The organism is Agromyces rhizosphaerae (assembly GCF_027925245.1).
In the GTDB taxonomy this organism is placed as follows: Bacteria; Actinomycetota; Actinomycetes; order Actinomycetales; family Microbacteriaceae; genus Agromyces; species Agromyces rhizosphaerae.
On sequence record NZ_BSDP01000001.1, the window covers coordinates 2,911,927 to 2,922,070 of the forward strand.

At 68.0% G+C, this 10,144-nt stretch carries 16 protein-coding genes; 5 read left to right on the top strand and 11 right to left on the bottom strand.

Translation table 11 applies throughout. The features are described 5' to 3' along the window. Positions 1-31: 31 nt before the first annotated feature. The 7 genes from QMG39_RS13750 to QMG39_RS13780 all read right to left on the bottom strand — a co-directional run bounded on the left by QMG39_RS13750 (position 32) and on the right by QMG39_RS13780 (position 5,133). Positions 32-1,333, bottom strand: a complete 1,302-nt coding sequence (locus QMG39_RS13750; protein ID WP_281885936.1) for a P-loop NTPase family protein — start codon at positions 1,331-1,333, stop codon at positions 32-34. Then, the gene (locus QMG39_RS13755) at positions 1,330-2,049 is read right to left on the bottom strand and encodes a bifunctional DNA primase/polymerase (RefSeq protein ID WP_281887290.1); all 720 of its coding nucleotides are present in this window, start codon (positions 2,047-2,049) and stop codon (positions 1,330-1,332) included. Before QMG39_RS13755 ends, QMG39_RS13750 begins: the two co-directional genes overlap by 4 nt. 5 nt (positions 2,050-2,054) lie before the next feature. After that, positions 2,055-2,345 (bottom strand): hypothetical protein, encoded by a 291-nt coding sequence (locus QMG39_RS13760; protein WP_281885938.1) that lies wholly within the window; start codon positions 2,343-2,345, stop codon positions 2,055-2,057. Between the two features lie 5 nt (positions 2,346-2,350). Beyond that, positions 2,351-2,767 carry a hypothetical protein gene (locus QMG39_RS13765; protein ID WP_281885940.1) on the bottom strand — a complete coding sequence of 139 codons (417 nt, stop codon included), beginning with the start codon at positions 2,765-2,767 and terminating at the stop codon, positions 2,351-2,353. Continuing rightward, on the bottom strand, positions 2,764-2,973 hold the full coding sequence (locus tag QMG39_RS13770) for a hypothetical protein (protein ID WP_281885942.1): 210 nt from the start codon (positions 2,971-2,973) through the stop codon (positions 2,764-2,766). Before QMG39_RS13770 ends, QMG39_RS13765 begins: the two co-directional genes overlap by 4 nt. A gap of 158 nt (positions 2,974-3,131) precedes the next feature. After that, positions 3,132-3,410 carry a hypothetical protein gene (locus tag QMG39_RS13775; protein WP_281885944.1) on the bottom strand — a complete coding sequence of 93 codons (279 nt, stop codon included), beginning with the start codon at positions 3,408-3,410 and terminating at the stop codon, positions 3,132-3,134. 325 nt (positions 3,411-3,735) lie between these two features. Continuing rightward, positions 3,736-5,133 carry a recombinase family protein gene (locus QMG39_RS13780; RefSeq protein WP_281885946.1) on the bottom strand — a complete coding sequence of 466 codons (1,398 nt, stop codon included), beginning with the start codon at positions 5,131-5,133 and terminating at the stop codon, positions 3,736-3,738. 287 nt (positions 5,134-5,420) lie between these two features. On the opposite strand from QMG39_RS13780, the gene QMG39_RS13785 reads away from it, so the two are divergent. Genes QMG39_RS13785 through QMG39_RS13795 form a run of 3 tightly spaced genes read left to right on the top strand, consistent with a single transcriptional unit; the run spans position 5,421 to position 6,786 of the window. After that, positions 5,421-5,885, top strand: coding sequence for a TadE/TadG family type IV pilus assembly protein (locus QMG39_RS13785; RefSeq protein ID WP_373878333.1), 465 nt, complete (start codon positions 5,421-5,423; stop codon positions 5,883-5,885). Further along, positions 5,882-6,337 (top strand): hypothetical protein, encoded by a 456-nt coding sequence (locus QMG39_RS13790; protein ID WP_281885948.1) that lies wholly within the window; start codon positions 5,882-5,884, stop codon positions 6,335-6,337. Before QMG39_RS13785 ends, QMG39_RS13790 begins: the two co-directional genes overlap by 4 nt. Further along, complete coding sequence (locus QMG39_RS13795) at positions 6,337-6,786, top strand: pilus assembly protein TadG-related protein (protein ID WP_281885950.1); 450 nt, start codon at positions 6,337-6,339, stop codon at positions 6,784-6,786. The genes QMG39_RS13790 and QMG39_RS13795 overlap by 1 nt, the downstream gene beginning before the upstream one ends. 8 nt (positions 6,787-6,794) lie before the next feature. On the opposite strand, the gene QMG39_RS13800 is transcribed toward QMG39_RS13795, so the two are convergent. From QMG39_RS13800 to QMG39_RS13810, 3 genes are all read right to left on the bottom strand, one after another. Then, positions 6,795-7,136, bottom strand: a complete 342-nt coding sequence (locus tag QMG39_RS13800) for an NIPSNAP family protein (protein WP_281885951.1) — start codon at positions 7,134-7,136, stop codon at positions 6,795-6,797. 85 nt (positions 7,137-7,221) lie between these two features. Next, positions 7,222-7,578, bottom strand: a complete 357-nt coding sequence (locus QMG39_RS13805) for a hypothetical protein (protein ID WP_281885953.1) — start codon at positions 7,576-7,578, stop codon at positions 7,222-7,224. Continuing rightward, positions 7,575-7,814 carry a hypothetical protein gene (locus QMG39_RS13810; protein WP_281885954.1) on the bottom strand — a complete coding sequence of 80 codons (240 nt, stop codon included), beginning with the start codon at positions 7,812-7,814 and terminating at the stop codon, positions 7,575-7,577. The genes QMG39_RS13805 and QMG39_RS13810 overlap by 4 nt, the downstream gene beginning before the upstream one ends. A gap of 220 nt (positions 7,815-8,034) precedes the next feature. Between QMG39_RS13810 and QMG39_RS13815 the strand changes: the two genes are divergently transcribed. Continuing rightward, positions 8,035-8,967: a carbon-nitrogen hydrolase family protein gene (locus QMG39_RS13815; protein WP_281885956.1), complete on the top strand. Its 933-nt coding sequence runs from the start codon at positions 8,035-8,037 to the stop codon at positions 8,965-8,967. 181 nt (positions 8,968-9,148) lie between these two features. Continuing rightward, positions 9,149-9,721, top strand: coding sequence for a hypothetical protein (locus QMG39_RS13820; protein ID WP_281885957.1), 573 nt, complete (start codon positions 9,149-9,151; stop codon positions 9,719-9,721). A gap of 86 nt (positions 9,722-9,807) precedes the next feature. Here QMG39_RS13820 and QMG39_RS13825 read toward each other — a convergent pair whose 3' ends face one another. Next, positions 9,808-9,990 (bottom strand): hypothetical protein, encoded by a 183-nt coding sequence (locus QMG39_RS13825; protein WP_281885958.1) that lies wholly within the window; start codon positions 9,988-9,990, stop codon positions 9,808-9,810. Positions 9,991-10,144 lie beyond the last annotated feature (154 nt).

The following is a 10,144-nucleotide window of genomic DNA, read 5'->3' on the forward strand; positions in this document are numbered from 1 at the left end:
AGCGGCGTAAAGCGGCAAGCGGTGTGGGTGCTCATTCGGTATCCACCAGCTCGAGCTCTTCCGGCGTCCAGATGCCGTCGTACGGCTGGACGAGCGTGTGCATGACCGCCTTGCCGTGCTTCTCCTTCTTGATGAAGCCAGCGGCGACCATCTGATTGATGACCGTGCCGAGGTTGGAGTTGTCGAACCCCTTGAACGCTTCTCTCAGGTCGGTTGTGTTGAGCGGGCCGTCGGCCAGCGCGTCGCAGAGTGCCTTCGCCTTCTGCTTGAACTTGACTGCGTCGGCCAGCTCCTGCGGCGGCGGGTCTACCAGGCTGATACGCGTGATTGCCTGCGCCTCGCGCTTCCGGCGGACCTGCACGATGTCGACCTTCAAGTGGGCGACAACCTCAGCCTCTGCCGAGGCTCCGTGGCGGTCCTTGGCGGTGACCAGCTTCGAGTAGCCGGACTTCGCCTTGCTGAAGCCGACGACCCGCTCCTGGAGGTATTGCGCACCTGTGATCGCCGCCTTCTTGCGCTGGCTGCCGATGGGCCACAGAGCCCCGTTGACGGTGTCCTTCGGGTTGTGGTCCAGCAGCAGCACGGCTGGCCCGTGCCTGACGATGAACCCCGGCACGCGGAACGTCCACTGGATGATGTGGTTGTCGTCCAGGTAGCTGAGGCCCTCCTGCGCCAGCGAGCCACCGACCGCATCAATCACGACCAGCGCAGGCTTGATGCGGCTGAGCATCGCGCCGACGCTCTGCTGGTCGAACCGATACTTCGGGCGGAAGTAGATGAACCGCTCCAGCACCACGTCGGGCTTGACTCCGAAGTAGAGCAGGAGGCGCTCCGTGATGCCCCGCTCGTCGTCCTCGTGGTCGATGTAGACAACGGTCTCGCCCGCGTCGAGCGCCTGCTTGCAGGCCAGCAGAGCCGTCCACGACTTGCCCGCGTTGCTGTGCCCATGGATGCCATTGACACGACCCGCGTACAGCAGGAAGCGCTCGCTCGGTGACACCAGGAGCAACCCCGGCACGATGGGAGGGAGGGTGCCGTCCATGATTCCCGTGACCACATCGGTGAGGTCCAGCGGCTCCCACGCGCCAGTGAGTCCCTTCCGGCGGGCGACCTCCTGCTCAGCCCTCTCCTTGGACTCGATCCGGAGAATCTCATCGCTGGTGGCCTCTTCGAAGTCCTGCATGTCGAAGAGCGCCTCTTCGTCGGCGGTGGGCTTGTCGACTCGACTCGTGGGGGACGGGGGACCGGAGCGGGTGCGCTTCTTGAGTGGCCTCTCAGCGGCAGCCCGCTTCTTTGCAGGCGCGTCACGGCGTCCGTTCTTTGGGGTGGTCATGCTGATGCCTTTCTGACGGAGTCGACGACGCGGCGAGCCTCCTGCGGGGTGAAGCCGAGGTCCTCTGCGGCCTCGATGAGCTTGCGTATCTGGCGCTCGGGCGCGCTCTGCTCGACGGCCCTGCGCACCGCCCAGTGATACGCGTCGTGCCGTTGGCCCTTGGGCTGTCGGCGAACGTAGGAGATCAGTCCGCTGATGTTGACCGCCCGTCGTCCACGGCGGGGCGTGTATGGCTTCGGGCGAATGAGGCTGATGACTTCGATGGGCAGGCGGGCGACGGGAACGTCAGCACCCCATCGATACGGCTTGCCAGTGTCAGGGTGGATGCTTGGCGGCATGACCACTTGAGCACTCGTAAGCACGTCGATGCCTACAGGCATCCGCACCTTGGTCGTCTTCGGGAACGGGCGGAGGTAGTGAAGGTGCATCGAGCCGTCTCCGCGGCCAGACTTGATGGTCATCGTCGGCGGCATCTTGACCCCGGCCAGCTCTTCGAGCGCTTCGAGTGAGCCGCCATTGTGTGGGTCGATGTCGATCACCACGTGGTTGTCCGGAATGACCGCGCCGACGTTGTACTCGTTGCTCGTCCACCAGTCGCGGATAGTTGCCGGATCGGTGGTGGCCTCCTGCATCCAGCCGAGGATGAAGGGCTTCTTGCCGTTGAGCGGGATCACGCGCCACCCAGCGTCGGCAAGCTCCAGCGCGGCACGCAGCATCGGCCTCACCGGTCGGCTCCATTCGCAGGGGGAGACGCCAGCTCGATCCGGCAGAGCCCTGTCGCGGCCCAGCGCGCGAGCAGGCTGGTCGGCCAGAATCGGCGGTGTCGGCCATACCGGCTCACGTGGCCTTGGAAGCCCCGGGGTGCGACGCCCTTGTGCAGGACGAAGTCGCGGAAGGCGCGGCTCTCGGCCTCCAGCCAGAAGTGGTGACCAGAGGGATCGGTGACCTGAATCACGGTCCCGATGGGCAGGCTCTCCAGGTAGTCCTGGGACGCGCTCTCAGCGTCGTCCACGGGGCTCACTGGTCGGCCTCCTCTTCGCCGTCCTCGTCCTCGTCCTCGTCGTCCTGCTCGATCACTAGCCGCATCCGCAGCGGCTCGTCCGCCGTGAAGTACACGACGCTCTGGCATTCCTCGCACCGGGGATAGGAGCGTTCCTCCTGTAGTCCGCGCCCCGTGTGGTGGTTCCACAGCGCCTCCAGGCCCCAGCAGAGGCCCTCCTCGGTGGGCCACGCGGCGAAGTCGTACTGGAACGACCCAGCGACGCTGTAGACGTGGAAGTACCCGTAGGGGTGTGAGGTTGCATTGGAGAGGTTGACGCCGCGCTCTGCCCACGGCTCGAACCACGTAGGGTCGGGGCCAGACTGAAGCACTCTGCGCGCTTCCGTCTCAGACAGTGATCGCTTGCCGGGGTAGTCGGACGGGTAGCGGGTCATCGCCGGACCCCCTTCATCAGACCGGTCAGGGTTCTGACCTGAGTGGGGGTGAGCGGCGGAGCAACGGCGAGTGCGCGATCGATTGCGTCGGCGATCTGAGCCTCTGCCAGGTTGCGACGGGCGACAGCCTCGCGCTCAGGGTCTTTGAGGCGGACGGCTACAGCGACATGCGCCGAAGCGGTGAGGGTACGGGTGACGGTGGCCACGGGAGTTTCCTTCGCGAGTTGAAGTAACTCCCGCGGAGGAGGCTCGACCGGACTGGCCACGGCACCTGGAGCGTCCAGGCATTTTGATGCCGCAATGTGGCCCTGATGTTTACAGCGCCGACCACCAGCGCTTGTTGTTCAGTTGTGGTGTGGACAGGCTAGACCATGAGCCGCTCGTCATTGCGCACGGCCTCGGCGATCTTCGCCTGAATCTCATCGTGAGAGTACACCGGGCTGTTGCCGCAGGGGCACTCAAGTGTCGGACGAGGGTACGCCTGCATGGTTCCGTCATCCAGACGGCGGAGGTAGAAATCGTCATTGGAGCCGTGCTGATCACTCCGGACCCACACGTTGTCGGCCTCATCCCACGAGTAGCGAGCGAGCGTGCGCTCGTCGTTCTTGCAGAAGACCTTGATCGTGGATCGCTGGTGTGCCATGCCCACAAGCCTTGCCTATGCCCCGTAGAGCGCCAAACGGATTGTTTGCCTCAAGCGGGCCCGTTCCCTAGCGGGCACAGGCAAGGACTCGTGCCAAATTCGTGTCTCAACTCGGTGTGTCGCGGGCCAGCAGCGCCTCCCAGTGACCGCCTGCGTCGTTGGGCTACTCGGGGTAGGGGGTTGGGTCGGCGGCTGGCCGTTGGCGACCCCAGCGAGACCTGAGAGACGCGGGCACCGACCCCGGCGGGCCGGGGGTATCCGCAGCCGCCCCCATTCCAGGCACAAGGCGTAGACGGCCTATTACGCCCGAGCTGCCTGTCGGCAGTCAGCTACGCCAGTCCACGCGCACGGTCGCCGGGTCGAACGCCTTGCCGCTGCCGCTCGGCATGATCGTCACCGTCACGAGGGTGCTGAGCACCGCACGCTTGCTGTCCATGCTGAGTGCGGCCCACGTCTCGGCAGCGGCATCGCCCATCAGGTCGGCGGGCACGGCACCCGGGAGGGCGGCTTCGAGGTCCGCGGCAGCGCGAGCGCGGTCGGCCCGCAGCCGCTCAGTGATGCGCGCCAGCTGACCCCCGTCGATGTCGCCGGCTGCGAACATGTCGGCGGCGTTCGCCAGTCGTGCGTCGATGGCCTCGATGGCGTCCTGCGCCTCGGCGAGCGCGATCGGGTCGCCCGTGACGAATAGCTGTGCGGCGTCGGGCATCTGCAACCGACCGGCGATGATGCCCTCGACCAGCGCGTCCACGTCGGCTTGCTTCCGCCGAACGCGATAGCAATCGCCGCACACGTAGCTCGGCGGCTGACGCTTCGATCCACCTGACTTCGTGGTCGTCATCCGTCCCACCGCGCGCCGCATGACTCCGCCGCACCGTCCACACCGGGCGATGCCTCCAAGTAGATACTTCGGCGCGCGGCCGACCGGTGCAGTACGGCGCATGGGATCGTTCAATATCGCCTTGAGGCGCTCGTGCTCGTCCACCGTCAAGATGCGGGGGATGCTCTCGTGAAGCTCACCTACGACAGCGCCCCGGTGTCGACGGAGGCCGGCGAGTGACTCGCGGAGAAGGAGCTGCTTCAGCGTCGTCGTGTTCCAAGTCGAGCCTCGCCCCGGCGTCGAGACACCGCGCTTCTGGAGGTCCATGCAGATTTGCCGTAGCGAGGCTCCTTCGAGCACGCGACGCGCGGCGTCCTGGATCACTACCACCTGCTCCGGGACGAGGGAGACTGAGCCACCTTCGAGTCGTTTGAACCCATACCCGGTCTGTCCAGCCATCTGCCCGTCTGCCGCGCGCTGGTCACTGGCTCGGCGGATACGCCGCTTCATCTTGTCGATCTCATTGCGCGCGACGGTGATCTTGATGCGGAAGAGCATCTGGCCGTCTGACGTCGTCAGGTCGTCGCCGTGAAATCCGATGACCTTGATACCGCGCGTCGTCACCAAGTCGATTACGTCCTCGGCCTCGCGTGGGGTGCGCGTGATTCGGTCCGAGTCCCAGAACACGATGGCGTCGATTTGCCCGGCGTGCGCGTCGGCCATCATGCGCTCGAAGACAGGGCGCTTGCCCCTAGTCGCGGAGGTGTCGTTCTCCTTATAGACGCTGACCTCTCCTGACCACTCAAGGCGGGTGACCAGGCCTCGGCAGTCCTGCTCCTGCCGCTGGACACCCTTTCCAAGGTGTTCGTCGTCCTCGGAGATGCGGGTGTAGATGGCGATCTGCATAAAGGTACTTTAGCTCCATGTTGCTACCGCTGGTCTTCATGATCCTTCCCGTGACGGTGGCCTTCGCCGTGTACCCGGGCCTGCTCGTGCTGCAGGCGGGGTTCTGAGGTGACGGCCGGGCGGGCGGGCACGTGACGCGAACGATGGAGTTGCCGGGGGCCGGAACCCCGGCGGGAGAGGACGGAACGGATGCGCCGAGGGCGGAACCGGGTACTGGGCGAGGAACGCGGCGACGTTCCCGGGTGGGTGTTGATCACCCTGATGACCGCGGGCCTGGTCATCGTGCTGTGGGGCCTGGCGGGCCCCGCGCTCGGCGGCGTGTTCGACGCTGCGATCGACCGCGTGATGGGGTTCTGAGCCGGCTGCGGCGGTCGCTCGCTCGCGAGCGGGGCTCGGCGCTCGTCGAGTCGATGCTCGTGACGGTGCTGCTCGTGGCGCTCGCGGTCGCGGTCGTGCAGCTCGCGCTCGCCCTGCACGTGCGCAACACGGTGCTCGACGCGGCCGCCGAGGGGGCGCGGTACGCGGCGCTCGCGGGCAACGGCGCGGCCGACGGCATCGAGCGCACGCGTGTCCTGATCGACGCGGCCGTGTCGGACGCGTACGCGCGGGACGTGACGGCGACGGTGAGCACCGCGCGCGGTGCCGAGGTCGTCGAGGTGCGCGTTCGGGCGCCGCTGCCGCTCGTGGGACTCATCGGGCTCGAGGCCGCGCTCGACGTGAGTGGGCACGCGGTGGTGGAGACGTACGGATGACCCGCCGGGTGGGTGCTCGCCGCCTGCGTCGCGATGAGACGGGCTCGGCGTCGCTCGAGTTCGTGACGGTGGGCGTCATCCTGCTCGTGCCGCTCGTGTACCTCGTGCTCGCGGTCGGCGCGATCCAGGCGGGCGTGCTCGCCACCGAGGGCGCGGCCCGCCACGCGGCGCGCGTGTACTCGCTCGCGCCCGACGACGCATCGGGCCGTGACGCGGTCGAACGCGCCGTCGCGATCGCGCTGGCCGATTACGGAATCGACCGCTCGGCGGCATCCGTTTCGCTGCACTGCGACGGCGGATGCCTCGAGCCGGGGTCTCGCGTGACCGTGGTCGTGCGCGCGTCCGTGGCGCTGCCGCTCGTGCCGCCCGTGCTCGCGATGCGCGAGCGCGCGAGCGTGCCCGTCGAGGCATCCGCCACCGTGCCCGTGTCGCGGTTCGCGGGGGCCGGCTGATGCGGCGGCTGCGGGCGCAACTGGCGGACGACGAGTCGGGCTCGACGCTGCTGCTGACGATCGGATGCTGCGTGCTCGGCCTGGCGGTCATCATCGTGACGATCGGAGCGACGTCGCTCTACCTCGAGCGCAAGCGCCTCTTCACGATCGCCGATGGTGCCGCGCTCGCCGGGGCGGAGGCGTTCGCGCTCGCCGACGTGCGGCGCGAGGGCGACCGACTGGTCGTGGATCTGGCGCCCGCGGATGTCTCCGCGGCGGTGGCGGAGCACCTCGCGGCGAGCGTCGGCGTCGACTCCGACGTGCGCGTCGTGCACGCGACGAGCGTCGACGGGCGCAGCGCCACGGTGACGCTCGGCACGGTCTGGCGCGCGCCGATCGTGGGGGAGTTCCTCCCCGCCGAGGTGCCGATCGAGGTGACGAGTGTCGCGAGGTCGGTGTTCTCCGGCTGACGCGCAGGTCACCAGAGCGTGTGCACGACCTGCGCGGGGTTCCAGATGACGCGCTCGCCGATCTCGGTCAGCGTGCCGAGGTCGACCGTGTCGGGGTCGGAGTGCGCGATGCGGAGGTGGTTCTCCCAGCCCGCCTGCGATGCGAAGACCTCGGTCACGAGCACGACGAGCTTGCCGTCGTCGTCGCCCTTGGCGACCGAGTACTGCACGAGCGCCTCGGCGCCCTCGCGCGGGTGCACCCGCTCCATCCAGGCCGCGTGGCGCTCGAAGAACGCGTCGACCTCGGCCTCGCGTTCGGGCGGGAACCGGAAGACGGCGAAGAACTGCGTGGTGTCGGTGAGCTGACTCATGTCGACCTCTCGGTTGCGACTGCTGGAGTTCTGGCGGCGCTCTCCGAGGTCGGTCCTGGCTGGAGCGTGCCCGCCGAGGTGCGTGCTAGTGGTGCTGAGGAGCGTTCCGGCTGCTCACGCTCGTTTCGATGTCCACCGCAGTCTCGCTCAGGAACCCGTCGAGTGCGTCGCGAACCAATTGCGAGATACGGACGTGCTTGACCTCGGCAACGGCTTCCAGCCGGGCGTACACATCCTCCGGAACACGGACATGGAGCGTCGGCGAGTGCTTCCCCCCGCCTGAGAGCGATTTGCGGCCGGGGATGAGATTCGGGTGCTGGGCTGCCACACGGTCGAGCAGACCGTCGGCGAACTCCTCAGCCGCCTCACCGTCCAGGACGGTTCCGTCGGGGAGGGTGACGGGCTCGTCGCTGGTGTCGTCACTCAGCTCGTACTTGATCATCGGTTCCTCCAATCGGTCGGCATCGCGTGGATGACGGCGAGATCGCCTGGGTTGCGATCGTCGGGGACGGCCACGATCTCCAGTTCCACCCCACGCTGGTCCTCGCCGATGAAGTACGTCCCATCGCTGCCCTCCCGCGGGTCAGGTCCTGTGTACGTGGCGTGTTGCATCGCGTACAGGATGCGTTCGTTTCCGATGCGGTGTCTCCGGGCGGGCCCGGTGATCCGTATCTTCATCGGTCTCGATTGTGTCACGCACATTCGACAACCGCAATCGATAGTGCGCGACACATACGGTCGAGTGAGTCTGATGGGACGTCCTCGACTCCCGCGCCCGGATCATTCTTGGTCCGTGACGTCTCGCTACGAGAACACCCTCGAAGTGGGGCGGCGCGCGGCGTGAACGAGGAGTAACGTCCGCATGGAGCGCCCGACGATCCCGCGGAGGTGATCGCGCATGAAGGCGGCGATCGTGCAGTACCCGCCCGTGTTCCTCGACCTCGAGCGCACGCTCGAGCACGCGGTGCAGCACATCGAGGAGGCCGCCGGGCTCGGGGCCGAGCTCGTCGTCTTCCCCGAGGCGTGGTTCCCCGGGTATCCGATGTGGATCCAGCGCACCCGCCCGGAGGGCGAGGAGGACGTCGTGCACGTGCTCATCGCGCGCCTGCAGGACAACGCCGTCGACCTGGCATCCGATGGCCTCGCACCCGTGCGGCGAGCGGCACGAGAGCACGGCGTCGTCGTGGTCGCGGCCCACCAGGAGATCGACCGCGCGCACAGTGGCACGATCTTCAACAGCGTCGCGATCATCGACGCCGACGGCACGATCCTGAACAACCACCGCAAGGTGATGCCGACGTTCCCCGAGCGCATGGTGTGGGGGTTCGGGGATGCCTCGACGATCCGAGTCGTCGAGACGGCGGTCGGTCGCGTGGGGGCGTTGCTGTGCTGGGAGAACCTCATGCCGCTCGCGCGATACGCGCTCTACGCGCAGATGCCGGAGATCTACGTCGCGCCCACGGCCGACGAGGGGGATGGCTGGCAGGCGACGATGCAGCACATCGCGCGCGAGAGCTGCGCGTACGTGCTCGGCGGCTCGACGAGCTGGCGGACGGCGGATCTGCCCGCCGATGTGCCGTTCCGCGACCGGCTGGTCGACGACGAGGAGGAGTGGATCAGTCCGGGCGACGCGGTCGTGTACGAGCCGTTCGGGTCAGCGGTCGCCGGCCCCATGCATCGCGGGCGGGGACTGCTCGTCGCCGAGATCGACATCGAGAAGTGCCGCCTTCCGCGGGTGTGGTTCGACGTGACCGGCCACTATGCCCGGCCCGACCTGTTCCAGCTGCACGTGAACACGACGCCGCAGTCGCCGGTGAGCTTCGGCGCGTGACACGAGGCCGTCGCGGAGCGTGCGGGCTTCGGCGTCCCTCGAACTGGGGGTATGTCGGACGCCGCCGGAATCTGGACGAAACAGTCCGGCGGAGAGTAGCGTCCGCGACGGGTGACCGGAACGTCGTGCCGGCGGGCCGGCGCCCCGCACATGCGGTGTCGATACGAAGGAGTGTCCCCAAGTGCTCGCGACCCAACGACTGCCCAGGATCGTCGCCATCATGCTCGCCGCGCTGCTGGCGATCGTCTTCGCCATCGCGCTCACCGGAGCGAAGGGCGGCAACGGCCATGGCGGGCCCGGTGGCAACTCCGCCGTGGCGAAGCTGTGCAACCAGGGCTCCTGGGAGGAACTGGCGCCGTCGGCCGACCCGCTCACGCCGTTCGAGTCCGAGGAGGCGTGCGTCGCCTACGGCGCGCAGGGCGGCAGCATCGTCGCAGTGACCGATGCGCGACTCCTCGTCCACGCCGAAGGTGCGTCGGGCACCGCACCGACCAGCGAGTGCGACATCCGGCTCGAGCTCAGCGAGCCCGACCCTGCATGGTCGGACGTGGCGGTCTCCGTCACCTTCGAGACGAGCACCGGAGCGGTGCAGGTCGCCACCGTGCTCGACGCGGGGAACGCCTGGTCGACGCTGCTCGTGGGCGAGGTGACCGGCTTCACCCTGCAGGAGGTGATCACCGGCGCGACAGCGACGGCGAACACCGGTGCCGAGATTCCGGTGGAGTTCGGGTACACGTCCTGCCAGCCCGCCTGAGCGCACGCAGGCTGGTCGCGGCCGGGCGCACCGCACCCGCCGCCGGGGGAGCCACCCCTGTAGGCCGTTCCGGCGGCGGGTGCGGTTCAGCGCAGGCTGACGGCGACCGAACCTCCGCCCATCCCCCGATCAACGGGCGGGGTCGGGGCGATCGAGTCGGGCTGCGCGGTGACCATGTCGCATCCGGCGAGGGCGATCACGATCGGCACGACCGCGATGGCGCGTCGCAGTCGACGATCGTGGCGCCGTGCTCGGGTGGACGGCGACATGGACGTCTGGGTACGTGCTGAGTGGATCATCTGGTGCTCCCGGTGCTGGGGGAACCGTGGGGCGGTGCTCCGAGTCTGGGTGCCGTGGCGCGACGAGGGCAGCCGACGGGAGGCCCAATCGGGGGAGGCGGGTGGCCCATTGTCGCTCGAAGTG